General features: G+C 40.5%; 17 protein-coding genes. 10 read left to right on the forward strand and 7 right to left on the reverse strand.

Annotated features, from left to right (window positions below; all coding sequences use genetic code 11):
• The first annotated feature begins 70 nt into the window (after positions 1 to 70).
• The 4 genes from FK178_RS12595 (at position 71) to FK178_RS12610 (ending at position 4,502) form a co-directional block, all read left to right on the forward strand.
• Positions 71 to 1,081, forward strand: a complete 1,011-nt coding sequence (locus tag FK178_RS12595) for a sugar phosphate nucleotidyltransferase (RefSeq protein ID WP_146835749.1) — start codon at positions 71 to 73, stop codon at positions 1,079 to 1,081.
• A gap of 90 nt (positions 1,082 to 1,171) precedes the next feature.
• A complete protein-coding gene (locus FK178_RS12600; protein WP_240793837.1) occupies positions 1,172 to 2,512 on the forward strand; it encodes a tetratricopeptide repeat protein in 1,341 nt (446 codons plus the stop codon).
• Positions 2,512 to 3,279, forward strand: a complete 768-nt coding sequence (locus FK178_RS12605) for a DUF4292 domain-containing protein (protein ID WP_146835755.1) — start codon at positions 2,512 to 2,514, stop codon at positions 3,277 to 3,279. Before FK178_RS12600 ends, FK178_RS12605 begins: the two co-directional genes overlap by 1 nt.
• Entirely contained in the window at positions 3,279 to 4,502 is a 1,224-nt protein-coding gene (locus tag FK178_RS12610) for a murein hydrolase activator EnvC family protein (RefSeq protein WP_146835758.1), read from the forward strand. The genes FK178_RS12605 and FK178_RS12610 overlap by 1 nt, the downstream gene beginning before the upstream one ends.
• Before the next feature lie 9 nt (positions 4,503 to 4,511).
• Here FK178_RS12610 and FK178_RS12615 read toward each other — a convergent pair whose 3' ends face one another.
• Both FK178_RS12615 and FK178_RS12620 read right to left on the reverse strand, forming a co-directional pair.
• Positions 4,512 to 5,024: an acyl-CoA thioesterase gene (locus FK178_RS12615; protein WP_146835761.1), complete on the reverse strand. Its 513-nt coding sequence runs from the start codon at positions 5,022 to 5,024 to the stop codon at positions 4,512 to 4,514.
• A 58-nt stretch (positions 5,025 to 5,082) separates the two neighbouring features.
• Complete coding sequence (locus FK178_RS12620; RefSeq protein WP_146835764.1) at positions 5,083 to 6,015, reverse strand: HU domain-containing protein; 933 nt, start codon at positions 6,013 to 6,015, stop codon at positions 5,083 to 5,085.
• 222 nt (positions 6,016 to 6,237) lie between these two features.
• Here FK178_RS12620 and dprA point away from each other — a divergent pair, with 222 nt between their 5' ends.
• A complete protein-coding gene (gene dprA, locus FK178_RS12625; RefSeq protein WP_146835767.1) occupies positions 6,238 to 7,338 on the forward strand; it encodes a DNA-processing protein DprA in 1,101 nt (366 codons plus the stop codon).
• Here dprA and trpS read toward each other — a convergent pair.
• Entirely contained in the window at positions 7,335 to 8,303 is a 969-nt protein-coding gene (gene trpS, locus FK178_RS12630; protein ID WP_146835770.1) for a tryptophan--tRNA ligase, read from the reverse strand. The genes dprA and trpS overlap by 4 nt on opposite strands.
• Positions 8,304 to 8,376: 73 nt before the next feature.
• Between trpS and FK178_RS12635 the strand changes: the two genes are divergently transcribed.
• Positions 8,377 to 9,117 carry a lysophospholipid acyltransferase family protein gene (locus tag FK178_RS12635; protein ID WP_146835773.1) on the forward strand — a complete coding sequence of 247 codons (741 nt, stop codon included), beginning with the start codon at positions 8,377 to 8,379 and terminating at the stop codon, positions 9,115 to 9,117.
• 1 nt (position 9,118) lies between these two features.
• Here the strand turns inward: FK178_RS12635 and FK178_RS12640 are convergent, their stop codons facing one another.
• The 4 genes from FK178_RS12640 to recA form a co-directional block, all read right to left on the reverse strand.
• Positions 9,119 to 10,444 carry a PorT family protein gene (locus FK178_RS12640; protein WP_146835776.1) on the reverse strand — a complete coding sequence of 442 codons (1,326 nt, stop codon included), beginning with the start codon at positions 10,442 to 10,444 and terminating at the stop codon, positions 9,119 to 9,121.
• Positions 10,445 to 10,447: 3 nt separating this feature from the next.
• Positions 10,448 to 10,990: an RNA polymerase sigma factor gene (locus FK178_RS12645; RefSeq protein ID WP_146835779.1), complete on the reverse strand. Its 543-nt coding sequence runs from the start codon at positions 10,988 to 10,990 to the stop codon at positions 10,448 to 10,450.
• A 22-nt stretch (positions 10,991 to 11,012) separates the two neighbouring features.
• Positions 11,013 to 11,438, reverse strand: coding sequence for a hypothetical protein (locus tag FK178_RS12650; RefSeq protein WP_146835782.1), 426 nt, complete (start codon positions 11,436 to 11,438; stop codon positions 11,013 to 11,015).
• 124 nt (positions 11,439 to 11,562) lie between these two features.
• Positions 11,563 to 12,582, reverse strand: a complete 1,020-nt coding sequence (gene recA / locus FK178_RS12655; RefSeq protein WP_146835785.1) for a recombinase RecA — start codon at positions 12,580 to 12,582, stop codon at positions 11,563 to 11,565.
• A gap of 365 nt (positions 12,583 to 12,947) precedes the next feature.
• Here recA and trhO point away from each other — a divergent pair, with 365 nt between their 5' ends.
• From trhO to FK178_RS12675, 4 genes are all read left to right on the forward strand, one after another.
• Entirely contained in the window at positions 12,948 to 13,979 is a 1,032-nt protein-coding gene (gene trhO / locus FK178_RS12660; RefSeq protein ID WP_146835788.1) for an oxygen-dependent tRNA uridine(34) hydroxylase TrhO, read from the forward strand.
• Positions 13,980 to 14,094: 115 nt separating this feature from the next.
• Complete coding sequence (locus FK178_RS12665; RefSeq protein ID WP_146835791.1) at positions 14,095 to 15,258, forward strand: PSP1 domain-containing protein; 1,164 nt, start codon at positions 14,095 to 14,097, stop codon at positions 15,256 to 15,258.
• Positions 15,251 to 15,739, forward strand: coding sequence for a gliding motility lipoprotein GldH (locus tag FK178_RS12670; protein WP_146835794.1), 489 nt, complete (start codon positions 15,251 to 15,253; stop codon positions 15,737 to 15,739). Before FK178_RS12665 ends, FK178_RS12670 begins: the two co-directional genes overlap by 8 nt.
• A gap of 13 nt (positions 15,740 to 15,752) precedes the next feature.
• Positions 15,753 to 18,062: a penicillin-binding protein 1A gene (locus FK178_RS12675; RefSeq protein ID WP_146835799.1), complete on the forward strand. Its 2,310-nt coding sequence runs from the start codon at positions 15,753 to 15,755 to the stop codon at positions 18,060 to 18,062.
• Positions 18,063 to 18,072 lie beyond the last annotated feature (10 nt).

The raw sequence follows: 18,072 nt of genomic DNA on the forward strand, positions 1-18,072 counted from the left end.
TGATAGAAGTTCTAAGCTAACACAAAGCCCGGATTTCTATAAATATTTCACTATTCAACAATAAAAAATAATGAAAATAATAGTTCCAATGGCAGGACGTGGTTCACGTCTAAGGCCCCATACATTAACAGTTCCCAAACCGTTAATTCCCATCGCCGGAAAACCCATAGTGCATCGTCTTGTTGAGGATATAGCAAAGGTGCTCGATGAAAAAATTGATGAAATTGCTTTTATTATTGGTGCCGATTTTGGGGAAAAAGTGGAAACCGATCTAAAAAATATTGCTGAAAGCCTTGGGGCCAAGGGCACAATTTATTATCAGGATAAACCCCTTGGTACAGGACATGCCATCATGTGTGCTAAAGATTCGCTTTCCGGCCCTGCTGTAATTGCATATGCTGATACACTTTTTAAAGCAGATTTTACGTTAAACAAAGAAGCCGACGCGGTTATATGGGTAAAAAAAGTGAGCAACCCTGCGGCTTATGGAGTGGTAAAACTCAATGATAATAACCAGATCACAGATCTTGTAGAAAAACCTGAAGAATTTGTTTCAGATCTTGCAGTAATAGGAATCTATTATTTCAAAGATGTTTCGGTTCTCAAGAATGAATTGCAGGAGGTGTTGGATAAGAACATCATTCGCGGGGGGGAATACCAAATCAATGACGGGATAGAGGCCATGAAGCAGAAAGGTGCTGTTTTTGTTCCCGGCCAGGTAGATGAATGGATGGACTGCGGGAATAAGGATGTAACGGTTGAAACCAATGGGCGGATGCTAAAATTTTTACATCAGGATGGTATAAAGCTTATTTCCAATTCAGTAAAGATCACAAATTCAGAGATCACAGAACCTTGTTTCATTGGCGAGAACGTGGTGCTTAATAATGCTAAAATAGGGCCTAATGTATCTCTGGGAGATGGTTGTATAGTGGAAGATTCCACCATAAAAAACAGCCTTATCCAGGAGTTTTCAGAAGTGAGAAATGCACAACTGGATAACGCGATGATTGGAAGTTTTGCTAAATTTAATGGCAGGTTTACCCAGATAAGCATTGGAGATTATTCTGTACTTGAATAGTCCCGGGGAAAGATTTCCTGCTACTTGAAAGAATGCCTGTTTAGAAGATAAAGGATGATTAGGAAAATCTGCATATATATTCCTGTTTTAATGGCTCTGCTACTTTCTTTCCCGGTAACGGGTCAGGAGAGGGATATTATTTTACAGGACGTAAATGAAGATGATCTGGGGAATGTATCTGATGCTTTTCAGGAAAATTTCTTTGAAGCCCTAAAGCAAAAAGGAATAGAAAATTACGAGAAGGCCATCACTGCTTTGCTTAAGTGTGAAAAGGTGGAGCCAGGGAATGCTGTTGTTCATTTTGAACTTGGAAAAAATTACCGGTTTTTAAAGGATTATGATGCCGCAATCCAGAGCCTCCAAAAAGCAAACAGGCTAAAACCAAATCAGGAGTGGGTAATGGTTGAGTTGATGGAGACCTATTATTTAAATAATGATTTTGAGCCGGCAATTTTGATTGCTAAAAAACTGGTACCTTTTAACAGTAAATACCAGAATAACCTTGCCGATCTATATTTTAAATCTCAAAAATATGATGAATTGCTTGCGCTGCTAGATGAGCTTGATGCCCAGTTGGGGATCAATGAATTCAGGCTCGGGTTGCGGCAGCAGATCTATACAATGACAGATAATACCCCGGCCCAGATCCAGGTATTAAAGGATGCCATTAAGGCAACTCCCGAAAATGAAATGAATTACCTCAACCTGGTATTTGTTTACAGTGCAGAGGGGATGACACAGCAAGCTTTTAAAGCTGCTGAAGAAATGCGGGAAAAATTTCCTTCTTCCAAGGTGGTGCATCTCGCCTTATATAAATTTTATCTGGATTCAAATAATACCGCAGCTGCCGTAGAATCTATGAAAACGGTTTTAATTTCTGAGGAAATAGATCCTGAATCAAAATTCAAAGTTCTGAATGATTTTTTAGGATTTGTAAATGAAAATCCTGAATACGAGAAGGATCTTAAAGAGGTTATCACTCTATTTGCTGAAAGTGAAAACAGCCCAGGTATCTACCAGAAACTGGGAGAATACTACCTGCTGAAGGGGCAAAAGGAACAGGCATTGACTTTTTTTGAAATGGGAATTTCCGGAAACCTGGATAATATTGACCTGTTACAGCGTATTCTTTTACTACAACTGGACCTTGGGAGATATGATGAAGCAGCAAGAAGAAGCGGGGAGGCACTGGATCTTTTTCCGGGACAGCCACTCTTATATTTAATAAGAGGGATCGCATTAAATAACCAAAAGGAATTTAAGGGCGCCGAACAAATACTTACATTTGGCCTGGATTATGTAATAGATAATAAAAAAATGGAAGTTGACTTTTTAGAGCAACTTGCCATTGCTTCATCCGGGTTGGGAAATGCTGCCAAAGCAAAGGAATATCGGGATAGGGCAAATGAAATTAATAAAACCCTAAATTAATGTATAGAAGAATAATCATCCTTATAAGTATTGCATTTTTTATTGTTTCCTGCGGGAGTAAAAAGAAAGCCTTTGAAATGGAAGACGCCGCTACCTCAAAAGTGGTTACTATGCATTATAACAATGAAGCTCAATTTAAGACCCTTAACAGCAGGATGCGGCTTAAATATCAGGATGAGGAAAGATCCCAGAGCGTTACGGTAAGTTTCAGGATGGAAAAAGATAATACCATCTGGATGAGTGCCCAGCTCCTGGGAATACCGCTTGCCAAAGCCTTAATAACCCGTGACAGGGTAAGTTATTTTGAAAAGATCAATAAGACTTATTTTGATGGAGATTATAGTTTATTAAGCAAATGGCTGGGAACTCCGCTTGATTTTGATAAGCTTCAGAATCTACTCTTAGGGCAAACTATATATGACTTAAGAGAAGACAGGTATAAATTGACAGAATCTACCCGTGGATATCAGCTCGTCCCGTCTAATGAATTAGATGTTATCAAAAAATTATTCCTCCTTGATCCTCAAAGCTACAAGGCAACCGCCCAGCAATTGTCACAGGAGAACGAGAATAGAAATGTTACGGTTACCTACCCAAAATATCAACGGGTTTCCGGGCAAACAATTCCTGAAGATATTAGAATAGTGGCCAATGAATCTGGCAAAGGGACCCAAATAGAAATATCCATGCGCTCTGTAATATTAAATGAATCGGTAACATTTCCTTTTGAGATCCCTTCCGGCTATGAAGAAATTGTAATAGACTAATGAAATTGCGTAACCTGCTACCCCATCTTTTTCTACTACTGTTCATAATTGGCGGTAATTATACGGCCCAATCCCAAAATACCCGCGAAGATCTTGAACAACGTAGGTTAGAATTGCAACAGGAGATCAAAAAGATCAATTCCTTAAGAAGTTCCAACAAACAACAGGAGAAATCTGTACTCACACAGGTGGAAGATCTGGACCGTCAAATACGTACTACAGAAAATCTTATTAAAGTAACCAATCAACAGGCGAATCTTCTTACCCGGGATATAAATTCCAACACGAATAAAATTCAGACGTTACGGAAAGAACTTGAAAAGCTGAAAGAGGATTATGGTCAAATGATCGAAAAATCTTATAAAAGCAAATCGCAGCAAAGCAGGGTAATGTTCCTTTTATCTTCTGAAAGCTTTTTACAGGCCTATAAGAGGCTGCAATACATGAAACAGTACGCGAACTACCGAAAGACCCAGGGAGACGAAATACAGCTTCGTACAGTGGAATTACAGGCTATTAATACAAATTTGCTAAGCCAGAAAAAGCAAAAGGAAAAACTAATTGTTGAAAACAGGGAAACCCGTGCACAGCTGGAAAAGAACAAGCAGTCCCAACAAGCCCTTATCAAGAATATACGGCAGAAAGAAGGGCAGTTTGCCAGTGAAATACGCAAAAAACAGCAAGAGGTAAATGCCATTGATAAGAAAATAGATGAGATTATTAGGGCTTCTATTGCCGCAGCCAATAAAGAAAGCGGTTCTACAGCACGTGATGTCTATACATTAACGCCGGAAGCGAAGGCCCTTGCCGCAAATTTTGCCAGTAACAAAGGGAAATTACCATGGCCCGTAAGATCGGGGATCGTAGTGAGAAGATTTGGTTCTCAACCGCACCCGGTTGTAAAAACTGTGACGGTAAACAGTAACGGGGTACATATTGAAACGGAATCCGGTGCGCAGGCCCGCGCTATTTTCAGCGGTACGGTGAGTGAGGTACAGGCCGTACCGGGGGCAAATAAGGCTGTGATGGTACGTCACGGAGATTATCTTTCTATCTATAACAATCTTTCCAAGGTGCAGGTTAAAAAAGGAGATGTGGTCTCACTGGGACAGGATATAGGAGAGGTAGCTACCAACAGTAGCTCCGGGAAGACCACCCTTTATTTCATGATCTATAAGAATATGGATAAATTGGACCCATCTGACTGGATCCTGAGAATGTAGATTTCGCGATTACTCTACAAACAGGGCTTTAAGTTCTGTCGCGTCCTGAGGTTTCATTTTTCCCGCCAGGACCAGGCTTAGTTGTTTTCGTCTAAGCGCGGCATCAAACCTCTTTTTTTCGAGTTCGGTTTCGGGTTCCAGTGCAGGTACATTTACAGGGGCTCCTGTTTCATCTACAGCAACAAAAGTATAGATTGCCTCATTAGCTTTAGATCTCTGGCCACTTTCACGGTCTTCTATCCAAATGTCTATAAAGATCTCCATGGAGCTTTTAAAAGCCCTAGAAACAGCAGCTTCCACGGTAACAACACTACCCAGCGGAATTGCTTTGTTAAAAGCCACATGATTTACCGAAGCGGTAACCACGATCCTTCGGCTATGGCGCCTGGCAGCAATACTCGCCGCACGATCCATACGTGCAAGTAATTCGCCTCCAAATAAATTATTAAGGGGGTTGGTCTCACTGGGTAAAACCAAATCTGTGAGTATAGTACGGGAATCCTTGGGAGTTCTTGATTGCATCTTGCCAATTTTGGGCAAAGGTACAAGGGATTAAGCCGCTTTACAAGTTAAGGAACTATTAAAGTTCCTGCACAAGCATCCAGGCGCCTTCATTGGTTTTCTTGGCTTTCCAGAGCATGTCCATTGCCTCCGGCCTGGTAGGGAAACTTCCATAAACTACCTGATGTAAACCAAACTTGTTTACACCAATATAACGGGCTTTAAAACCTTCTGCTTTTAGTTCAGTCACCTTTTGATGAGCATTTTCTTCAACCCTGAAAGCACCTGCAACTATATGATAGTTGCCTTCCTGCTTTGTCACTTTAAAAGTGATTTCCGGAAGCGGATTATCAATTACAAAGGTAGCCTGTTGTATTTGCTGCTGTAATTGAGATTCGGCTACCTGTTGTTCAGCCACATTATGTTCTGTAACCTGGTTGCTGTAAATATTTAAACCTGCAAAGCCCGAAAGGCCCAAAGCAATAAGCCCAATGGCCGCGTATTTCCAGTAAGGTGAAGTTTGTCTTCTTTCCGGAGTGAAAAGGATTGGAGCTTTTTCTTCCAATGCTTCAACTTGTTTTTTATAAATTTCACGTTGTACGCCAATTGCGGGTACCTCGCTTAAACCAAATGCTTCTGTGAGGAAATTATGAACTTTAACCGGTTCAAATTGAAGGTTTCCTTCAGTAGAAAGAGAAAAACTACCAAGGTTTTCCAGGGAAACGGGTTGTTTCTTCTCAAGCTGAGAATTAAGTTTCTGCACAAATTCCCCAATCTTATAGACTGCTTCAGAATAGCTTATCTGGCTCACATCTGCAATGTAATTCGCCAGTAAACCATCATTTTTTACCAGCTGGGCATTGAATGATATCCTTTTTTTCGGCGGAAAAAATGCCTGGGAATCTTCATTGTACCGTGCCGGTTCTCTTTGAGTAAGAAATGCGCCAAATCCCGGAAGGATAACGCACTCATATCTATACAATAGGTCGGAAATGTGGGTTGCTATAGTCATTAAAGCAAATGTAGGATTTTATGTTACAGCATAAAATTACCTAAACATATCTTATTAACAAATCTTTTTTAAAGTATTTTTAAATAAATACTATTTTGCTACTCTCTTGATAACCAATGTAAACCGCCCGGAAAATAACAGATGAATTAATAAGTTAAGGTCGCACACTATTTTTAATACATAATTTAAAAAGCCTGGTTTTCTCACAGTAATGTTCCCCTTATGAAACATACAGATCTTCATTATATACTTGCGTTACAAAATGTACCTAACCTGGGAGACAGCACGGCAAAAAAACTTATTAGGAATCTGGGAAGTGCAGAGGCTGTAATGAAAGCAAAAAAGGAAAGTCTTCTTAAGATTGACGGGATAGGAAATACTAAATTAAAAGACCTGCACTCGCCCGAACATCTTAGGGCTGCGGAAGAGGAATTGAAATTTATAGAAGATCATAAAATCGATTACGCTTATTTTGAGGACAAGGATTATCCCGAAAAGCTGAAACATTGCCTCGATGGCCCAATTTTGCTGTTTTCCAGGGGAAACATAGACCTTCAAAATAAAAAGATCATAAGTATTGTGGGAACCCGAAGAATTACAACCCACGGGATTTCTTTTTGCGAACAGCTTATTGAGGATCTTTCACCGCTTAACCCTGTTATTGTATCAGGGTTTGCATATGGGGTTGATATTACAGCACAAAAAGCTGCCATAAAAAACAACCTGCAAACTATAGGTTGCCTTGCTCACGGCCTTAACCAGATCTATCCTAAAGTGCATTCAAAATACGTAGCTCAAATAGAATCCAATGGCGGGTTTTATACCGATTTCTGGTCTTCAAATCCCTTTGAAAGAAACAATTTCCTGAAGCGAAACAGGATCATTGCCGGCTTAAGTGAAGCAACCGTTGTTATTGAAAGTGCCGAGAAAGGAGGTTCGCTTGTTACTGCCGATATTGCCAACTCGTATAATCGGGAAGTTTTTGCCGTGCCGGGAAGACCGGGCGATTCGCAAAGCAAAGGCTGCAACAATCTTATAAAATCCCAGAATGCACACCTTATTACAGGGGCGGCAGATCTTGTGTATATGTTGAACTGGGACACCGGCCCGGCCACTAAAGGTATTCAGAAACAGCTTTTTTTAGATCTTGATCCTCAGGAAGAGCCAATTCATACCTATTTAATAGAAAATGGCAAGCAGCAACTGGACAGCATTGCATTACATTGTGAGATCCCAACATATAAAGCAGCGGGGCTGTTACTTGAAATGGAATTGAAAGGGGCTATTAGGCCCCTTCCGGGAAAGCTGTTTGAAGCTATTTAATATCCCAACTTAATGCGTACCCGCCCAAGCACCTCATTGGCAACGGCAGTGGCCTTAGCGGCTCCTTTTTCCAGGGCGGCATCTATTTTTTCAAGATTATCCATATAATAATTATACAACTCTCTTTCTTTTTCAAATTTGGTGATGATAAGCTCATACAGCGCTTGCTTCGCATGCCCGTACCCGTAGTTGCCACCAAGATAGTTTTTTCTCATTTCGGCAACCTGGGAAGTATTTCCAAGCAATTTGTACAGGGCAAATACATTACAGGTTTCGGGATCTTTAGGTTCTTCAAGGGCAGTGCTGTCTGTTTGAATTCCCATTAATTGTTTTCTCAATTGCTTATCCGGCAGGAATAGGTTAATGGTATTGTTTTTAGACTTGCTCATTTTATCCCCATCTGTTCCTGGAATATATTTCGTTTCTTCCTGGACCTTTGCTTCAGGCATAACAAAGGTTTCTCCAACCTGGGCATGAAAACGGGATGCGACATCGCGCGTCATTTCTATATGTTGTAGCTGGTCTTTTCCCACGGGTACAATTTCGGCATCATACAAAAGGATATCTGCAGCCATAAGCATAGGATAAGTAAAAAGCCCGGAATTCACATCTTCCAGCCTGTCTGCCTTATCTTTAAAAGAATGTGCCAACGTTAAGCGCTGGTAAGGAAAAAAGCAACTTAAATACCAGGAAAGTTCAGTTACCTGAGGGATGTCACTTTGCCGGTAAAAAACCGTTTTATCTATATCAAGGCCAAAAGCCAGCCAGGTAGCAGCGGTAGAATAGGTGTTATGCTTTAAAGTTTCTGCATCTTTGATCTGGGTGAGGGAATGCAGGTTTGCTATAAATAGGAAAGATTCATTTTCAGGCCGGTTGGCCATTTCTATTGCAGGTATAATTGCTCCAAGAAGATTTCCTAAATGAGGGGTGCCTGTACTCTGCACTCCGGTAAGTATTCTAGCCATGAATTATTTTAAATTTTCACAAAGGTACTTCTTTTATAGATTTGCATAAATTGATTTCACTATTTTTGGCCCTATGAAGCTATTGAAATACCCGCTAATTCTTGTCTGGCGAATTTGGTTTTACATTCTAATGGGGCTGCCTATAATAGTAATGTTGCCTTTTTTGGTGTTTTTCACTTCTTCAGAGAAATACTATCCTCAATATTTTGTGTGTGCAAGGATCTGGGCTAAATCCATTCTCTATGGTATGGGTTTCATTCCTAAAAAAATAACTTCGGCTAAACTTGTGAAAGGCAAAAGTTATATGTTCACAGCCAATCATACCTCGATCATAGATATTATGCTTATGCTGGCCGTGGTAGATCATCCGTTTGTATTTTTAGGGAAAAAGGAGCTGGCGCGAATTCCATTATTTGGATATTTCTACAGGCGCACGTGTATCCTGGTTGACCGGGGTTCACAAAAAAGCAGGCTCGAGGCTTTTGCTGAAGCCCAGCGCAGGTTAAAACAGGGGAACAGTATTTGTATTTTTCCTGAAGGAGGTGTGCCTGCCAATGAAAAGATCATCCTGGCCCCCTTTAAGGACGGAGCGTTCAGGTTGGCAATAGATCACCAGATCCCTATTGTGCCAATTACATTTCACGACAACAAAAAGAGATTTTCCTATACCTTTTTTTCCGGTAGTCCTGGTAAAATGAGAGTGAAGATCCACGAAATAATTCCCACCAGGAATAAAACCCAGGCAGATAAGCGCGCATTAAAGGATGAAACCTTTGCGGTTATTCTGGAAGAATTAAGAAGCCCTTCGCTGTAAATTAAAATTTGAAGCTGAAACCGGAATAGATCCCGAAGTAGTAGGGATTGATATTTTCCCCGTTGTTAAAGGTATTGAGCTGATATTTAAATATAGGCTCAAGGTTAACCTGAAATTGAGGGGAGATCTTGTAATCTACTCCTACCCCAAGGTTAGTGGTAAAGCTTACGTTGTTCAGGTTATTTGCCGCTCCTATATTGGTTGAGAAATCGGCGGAATTTAATGAGATATTATTTTCATCCAGGAACAAAGTACTTCCTCCACCAATAATATTTAACCCAATTTTACTGTCAATGATCACATATTCTATTTCCACAGGAACTTCTATAAACCCAAGTCTTTGGTTCAGGTACCCTGTTGCTGGTGAAGCAAGACTGGCGCGGTTAAATTCGGCTGAGGCGCTTATGTTTCCAAATTGCCGTGCGGCCCTGTTCTCAATACGGTAATTAGGCACTTCCCCTTTATAATCAATACCACTAAGAATAGTAGGATTAACAGCGGCAGTAAATGCTATATTTCGGGTGTTGTAGCTAAGGTCAACCTTGCTAACCCCGGACCGGATCTTTACCTTTTCAGAAATTTGATAGGCGAAATTAACACCGTATGCCATAGAAACTTCTCCTGCACTTTCATTATTGGCAAATCTGGCATCTATGCTGTTTCCATTTCCAAGATTATCATAATAAATTGGCGCCGCCACTGTACTCACTCTTAGACGTTTGGAAGGTAATGTCTTTTCTGAAATTTCCTCTGCAAACAGATCTTCATCAGGATTTGATAGGGGCAGGTCTCTTAATCTGGTTACCGGAGTATTATTTTGCTGAACCTGGAGTTGGGAAGCTACGCCTGCAGAATTCAAGGCTGAAATTTCACTGCTGCTCAATCGCTGTGCATTATTATTCCTAATGACATTAGAGAAGGAGATGACGCGCGGTTCGGGTCTTGCAGCCATATTCATGCGCTCTTCCAATTCTGTTTTTTTAGTGTCCAGCATTAAGGCCTGAAGAATGATAGATGATCTTATCATGCTCTCATTATATACGCTGGTAGTGTTGTTTAATTCCCATATATTTTCCTCCTGCTCTGTAGAAACTATTTGAGCATCGGGTGAAGGGGAAGATTTAAACAGGCTGGAAGCAAAATTAAAGAAAAGGGCCAGCAATGCGGCAACACCGGCAATTCTATACCAAACAGGTAAAATACTTCTTTGGCGCTCCTTCTCCTGCAAGCGCGTAGAAATGTTTTTCCACACTGCTTCCCGGGGGGTAGCCTCGAAATCCTTGAATTTCTCCTGGTATAGCCTGTCTATATGCTTTCTTTCTTCCATTATTTATGACGATTGCACCACTTGTGCAATTTGACTCGCTTCTATTTTTTCTTTCAAAATAATTCTGGCCCGCGCCAGGTTTGACTTTGAGGTTCCGGTTGTTATCTGCAGCATTTCTGAAATTTCTTTATGGGAAAATCCATCCATTGCATAGAGGTTAAAAACCTGCCGGTATCTTTCCGGTAATTCCTGGATAATATTCAGTAAATAATCTACCGAAACTTCATCCTCATCTATTTCAATATCCGGTTCAGATAAATGTTCTTCGTTTACAATTTCGAAAACTGTTTGTTTTCTGTATTTCTGAAGGGTGGTATTGATCATAATACGCTTCATCCAACCTTCAAAAGAACCTTTGTCCTGATACTGTTTGATCTTTTCAAATATGATCATAAAGCCATCCTGCAGGTTATCTTCAGCCTGCTGGTAGCTACTGGAATATTTTAAACAAACAGCAAATAGCTTATTGGCGTAAAGCCTGTAAAGCTGTTCCTGCGCTTTAATATCCTGTTTTTTGCAATTATGAATGAGTTGATTTAAACTCAAAAGCCGGGGTTGTTTTCGTTATTTATTCAATGCCTGGCTGGGTTACGGGTACTTCTACGGTTAAAAACTCATCTCTACCTGCCGCGTTTTTTCCCTGCCAGAATTTAAAGATATAAAAATCATCTCGTTCTGCAACAAAATTAATTGTAGCACTGGCTTCTAAATTACCGCTATCCACACAATTTGTGTTACCGGTAGAATAGCTGGTTACCACCCCAATAACTATCACATTTGCATTACGGGCTACGTCTAGTCCTGAAAATGTGTGGCAATTGGTAGGGCGTTTATAAATGATCTCTATATTGTAACTTTGACCAAACTCAAAGGAATCGGGGAGATCAACGGAAAGAACTGGGGCCAAATTTTGCATTATATTATCTGAATCATCCTCAGCAGAGCAACCTGAAAAAAGAAGCACCGAGAAAAAGACAAGTAATAATTTTTTCATGAGCAAATAATTGACATAACAAGTAGGTAGTCTTTCTATCAGATGCAATTAAAGACAAAGGGTTGCGTGGCCACCAATAAAAAATCCCGCACAGGGCGGGATTTTAAGGTATTTTGAATCGGGATTATTCCCTGGTGATCTTTAAAGCTTCTTTGATCTTTTGTTCAAGTTCATCCATAAGATCAGGGTTATCTTTTAACACTGCTTTCACCGCATCTCTTCCCTGGCCTAACTTAGTGTCCTCATAACTAAACCATGAGCCACTTTTCTTAATGATCTCGTAGTCTACCCCAATATCTATGATCTCTCCAATTTTGGAAACACCTTCACCGTACATAATGTCAAACTCGGCGGTTTTGAAAGGTGGCGCAACTTTATTTTTTACCACTTTCACTTTGGTCTTATTTCCCAGAACGTTGCTGTTTGCATCCTTTATTTGAGTAGACCTTCTTATATCCAGTCTCACAGAAGCATAGAACTTAAGGGCGTTTCCACCTGTAGTGGTTTCAGGATTACCAAACATGACCCCTATTTTTTCTCTAAGCTGGTTAATAAAGATAACCGTACAATTGGTTTTACTAATGCTGGCTGTAAGTTTTCTCAAAGCCTGAGACATTAAGCGCGCGTGCAACCCCATCTTGGAATCACCCATTTCCCCTTCAATTTCGCTTTTAGGGGTAAGCGCAGCTACAGAGTCAATTACAATAATATCAATGGCACCGGAACGTATTAGATTATCTGCAATCTCCAGGGCCTGTTCTCCGTTATCCGGTTGTGAAATTATAAGGTTTTCAAGGTCTATTCCAAGATTTTCGGCATAGAACCTGTCAAATGCATGTTCAGCATCAATGAAAGCGGCAATTCCGCCTGCTTTTTGAGCCTCAGCAATGGCATGTAATGTTAATGTGGTTTTACCAGAAGATTCCGGCCCGTATATTTCAATCACCCTTCCGCGGGGATAACCACCTACTCCAAGAGCAATATTTAAACCTACAGAACCAGATGATATAGCTTCAATATCAGAAATAGCCTGATCGCTCATCTTCATTACTGTTCCCTTTCCATAGGTTTTATCCATTTTATCAAGGGTAAGCTTTAATGCTTTTAATTTTGCTTCTTTCTCTTTTTCTTTCTCGCTGCTCATAAATTTTTCTAATTATTGCGTTGCTAAAATACTATAACTTTTCAATCACAACAATTTAACACGCAACCTTTTTCAAATATTTGCATCTTAATAATAACAATAAAAGAAGCATTATTATGAGGTTTCTTAAATTGAGTTTAATCTTGAATCGATTTGGCGCGGCCACTACAATTTTATTGAGTTGTAGTAGCCGGGTTGATGGAGGCTAACGTTATTTGTTTTTTTATGATAGTAAGTAAAAAATAATAATAACGAATTAGCCGTTCAGAAAAATGCCCTGGGTAGAGATCTCAGGGCATTTTTTCTTTTCTTGAATTCGGTTATCTTTGCAAAAAATTTCTTTTAACTTAAATCATTGGTATAGCATGCAACTGTACAATAAATTAAGCGAAAAGGAAAGGGCCGCCCTTATTGAAGAAGCCGGGGAAGACCGGTTAACTCTTTCTTTTTACGCATACGCCAAAATTGGCAACCCAAAATTATTCAGGAACTACCTTTTTCTGGCCTGGGATAAAATGAATGTACTTGGCCGTATATATGTAGCCCATGAGGGGATCAATGCCCAGCTTTCGGTGCCTGCGAAAAAATTTGAAGTGTTTAAGGAATTTCTTGATAGTATATATTTTCTTGAAAATGTACGCCTTAATATCGCCATTGAACATGACCTCAAGTCCTTTTTAAAGCTGAAAGTTAAAGTAAGGGATAAAATAGTGGCCGATGGGTTGAATGATGAAACCTTTGACGTTCGAAATAAAGGAGTGCATGTAGATGCCCTACGGTTCAATGAACTTATTGAAGATCCCAAAACCATTCTTGTAGATATGCGCAATCATTACGAAAGTGAGATTGGGCACTTTATAGGAGCCATCACCCCAGATGTGGATACCTTTCGGGATTCTCTTGATATAATTGAAGAAGACCTTAAGAGCCATAAAGAAGATAAAAACCTTGTGATGTATTGTACCGGTGGGATTCGTTGTGAAAAAGCCAGTGCCTATTATAAACACAAAGGTTTTAAAAATGTATTTCAGCTTGAAGGCGGAATTATTGAATATGCCCGGCAGGTTGAGAATTTAAAGCTGGAAAATAAATTTTTGGGTAAGAATTTCGTTTTTGATCATCGTCGAAGCGAAAGGATATCAGAAGATGTTATTGCAAATTGCCACCAGTGCGGCAAACCCTGTGATACCCATGTGAATTGTGCCAATGAAGCCTGCCATTTATTATTTATACAGTGTGAAGAATGCAGGCAGCAAATGGACGAATGCTGTTCTGTAGAATGTAAAGAGATCAATGCATTGCCATATGAGGAGCAAAAAGCCCTGAGAAAAGGGATCCCAAACAGTAACAAGATCTTTAAAAAAGGCAGGTCTGAAGTCTTAAAATACAAGCAGTAAGAAAAGACCTGCTAAAATCGCCATACCAATAATATTGGTATATTTACTTTTTTATAAATATTAACAATCAAATTCAACCTTCTAAGCAGGTTAGAATTTTCAATATATAGAGTGTATGGGATGTACTAGTTGCTCGACCGGGAAAGACGGTCAGCCTAAAGGATGTAAGAATAACGGAACCTGTGGAACAGACGGATGTAATAAATTAACGGTGTTTGACTGGCTTTCCAATATGCAATTGCCCAATGGCGCCGAGCCTTTCGATTGTGTAGAGGTAAGATTTAAGAACGGAAGAAAACACTTTTTTAAAAATCCGGAAAAATTGAGTTTAAGCATAGGTGATGTTGTTGCTACAGAAGCTTCTCCGGGACATGATGTGGGAATCGTTACACTTACAGGAGAACTTGTAAGGGTGCAAATGAAAAAGAAGAAAGTCCAGAGAGACAGCGAAGAAGTACTTAAAATTTACCGCAAAGCCTCCCAGCGCGATATAGATGTTTGGCAGGAAGCCCGTGACAGGGAGGATAAAATGAAAGTAAGAGCCCGGGAAATAGCCATAAGGCTGGACCTGCGCATGAAAATAAGTGATATAGAATTTCAGGGTGATGCCTCAAAGGCCACTTTTTATTATACAGCGGAAGAACGAGTTGATTTCAGGCAGCTTATTAAAGAATTTGCCAGGGAATTCAACACCCGTATTGAGATGCGACAAATTGGCTTCAGGCAAGAGGCCGCGCGTTTAGGGGGTATTGGTTCCTGCGGAAGGGAACTATGCTGTTCAACCTGGTTAACAGATTTCAGGTCTGTTAACACCTCGGCAGCACGTTACCAGCAATTATCCCTGAATCCGCAAAAACTTGCGGGCCAGTGCGGAAAGCTTAAATGTTGTTTAAACTATGAGCTGGACACTTACCTGGATGCCTTAAAAGAATTCCCAAAGACCGAAGATAAATTATACACCAAAAAAGGTACGGCCGTTTGCCAGAAGATAGATATTTTTCAGGGCTTCCTGTGGTATGCCTATGAAGGGGACTGGATGAACTGGCATAAATTGAGTGCAGAACAGGCAAATAAGGTGATCAAGGCAAATATTGCCAAAGAGCCTGTTGCAAGTTTGGAGGAATATGAAACCCTTGCCGTGGTGGAAGACAAATCCAAATCTGACTTTAATAACGTGGTGGGGCAGGATAGTCTTACCAGGTTTGACACTCCAAAAAGTGCGGGGAAAAAGAGAAGAAAGAACAAAAAAAGAAAAGGAAACCCATCAAAAAATGCATAAATCCTTTTTGCCGGTTTTTATTATCATAATTGGTGGGTTATTCTCCTGTGACTCCAACAGGGTTTATGATGAATATGAATCAATTCCCAATACGTGGAATAAAGACTCCATTGTTACGTTTAATTTACCGGTAATGGATTCTGTTCCGGCTTATAATCTTTTTATAAACGTTAGGAATACCAATGATTTTGCTTATAGCAATTTGTTCCTTATAGCTCAAATACATTTTCCGCAGGGAAAGGTAATTACAGATACCCTGGAGTATCGAATGGCTGAGCCTTCAGGTCAATGGCTTGGCACAGGATTTGGAGACGTAAAAGAGAATAAACTCTGGTATAAAGAACAGGTAAGGTTCAATGAACCCGGCCGCTATAAAGTTTCCCTTCAGCAAGCCATGAGAAAAAGCGGGAGTGAACAGGGAATTGAAAACCTGGAAGGATTAACTCAGGTAGGTTTACGCATAGAAAACACACAAAATTAATGTAATTGCACTTATGGCAAGCCCCACAAAAAAAACCAAAAAACAAGACACCGGATACGGAAAATATATAATTGGCTTCTGGACCTTGTTCGGGGCGGGAATTCTTTTGATCATTTTTATCTTCCTCCTTGCGGGGTGGGGAGCTTTTGGGAAAATGCCCAAGTTTGAAGAACTTGAAAATCCTGAAACCAATCTGGCAACAGAGATATTCTCATCTGACGGGCAAACACTGGGGAAATATTACAATGAGAACAGGACCCCTATAAAATATGAGGACCTTCCTACACATCTTGTACAGGCGCTGGTAGCAACCGAAGATGAAAGATATTATAAGCACTCGGGGATTGATGCCAAGGGTACACTTAGAGCCGCAGTTTATTTAGGAGAAAGAGGTGGGGCAAGTACCATTCCGCAGCAGTTGGCAAAATTATTATTCACCCAGGATGTCTCACAAAATTTTGTAGGCAGAGTAATGCAGAAATTCAAGGAGTGGATCATTGCAATCCGCCTTGAGAGACAATATACCAAGGAAGAGATCATCACGATGTACTTCAATAAGTACGATTTTATTTATCAGGCTGTAGGGGTACGCTCTGCCGCGAAGATCTATTTTGATAAAGAAGCCAAAGATCTTAAGATTGAAGAATCTGCGGTATTGGTGGCTATGTTAAAGAACTCTGCGCTTTACAATCCTGTGCGCCGCCCGGAAATGGTAGAACAACGCCGCAACCAGGTTTTTAAGCAAATGGAGGTGAATGGGTTTATAACCAGTGAGGAAAAGGATTCCCTGCAGGCTATTCCCATGAAAATCACCTTTACCCCGCAGGGACATGACGAGGGGATTGCAACTTATTTCAGGGTTTATTTACAAGGTTTCATGAGAGACTGGATCCAGAAAAACCCTAAGCCGGATGGCGGGGAATACAATATATACCGTGACGGATTAAAGATCTATACCAGTATAGATTCCCGAATGCAAAAGTATGCTGAAGAGGCCGTAGAAATGCATTTATCTCACCTTCAAAAGGAATTTGACCGTCAAAATAAAACCAATAAAACAGCACCCTTTAGGGACATTACTCCGGAGGAGGTCGAGGACATTATAAACAGATCCATGAAAGTTTCCGATAGATGGAGAAAAATGGAAGCTCAGGGAAAATCCAGGGACGAGATTATAAAATCCTTCAATAAAGATGCTGAAATGAGGGTTTTCAGCTGGAGTGGGATTAAAGATACGATTATGACTCCCCGGGATTCAATTTTATATTATAAATCCTTTTTAAACACGGGTATGATGTCTATGACCCCTCAAACAGGGGAAGTGAAAGCCTGGGTAGGAGGGATCAACTTTAAGCATTTTAAATACGAGCATGTGAAGCAGGCCCGCAGGCAGGTAGGATCTACTTTTAAGCCGTTTGTGTATGCCACCGCTATAGATCAGTTAAAACTTTCTCCCTGTGATACGCTTCCACGAAATCATTTTACCATTGAAGCCGGAAGAATGGGTGCACAAAGCGACTGGTCTCCCAGGAACAGTGATAACAAATACGGCGGGATGATGACTCTAAAAAGTGCATTGGCAAACTCAGTAAACACCATTAGTGCCCGGCTTATTGCCCAAACCGGACCCCGACCTGTTATAGATATGTTGAATAAGCTTGGGGTAGATACCCGAAATATGCCAGAAGTACCTTCTATTTCCCTGGGAACAGCAGATATGAGCGTTTTTGAAATGGTATCAGCCTACAGCACTTTTGTAAATGAAGGAGTATATGTAAAGCCGGTAATTGTTACGCGTATTGAAGATAAGAATGGTACCACCCTGTATCAACATGTGCCGGAAACAAAGGATGTTCTTAGTAAAGAAACCGCTTATGTAACCGTTAATCTTATGGAAGGAGTAACCCAAAGTGGATCGGGAATAAGGCTAAGGGGAACCTGGGCAGGGAATCAGGACCATTATAAACGCGCAGTTACAGGATATCCTTATGACTTCAAGAATCCAATTGCCGGAAAGACAGGAACCACTCAAAATCAAAGTGATGGTTGGTTTATGGGAATGGTGCCAAACCTTGTAACGGGCGTATGGGTAGGTGCTGAAGATCGTGCAGTTCATTTCCCTGGTATTACCTATGGGCAGGGAGCTACAATGGCTCTACCTATTTGGGGGATCTATATGAAAAAGGTTTATGCAGACAAGGAGCTGGAAGTTTCCCAGGGAGATTTTCCAAGGCCGGACAATCTTAGCATTGAAACCAATTGTGGTCTTTATAATCAGCGAAATTCAAGGGATCAGGGAATTCCCGATGAACTTGAATTTTAATTTGGTTAGA

The organism is Antarcticibacterium arcticum, from assembly GCF_007993795.1.
GTDB lineage: Bacteria > Bacteroidota > Bacteroidia > Flavobacteriales > Flavobacteriaceae > Gillisia > Gillisia arctica.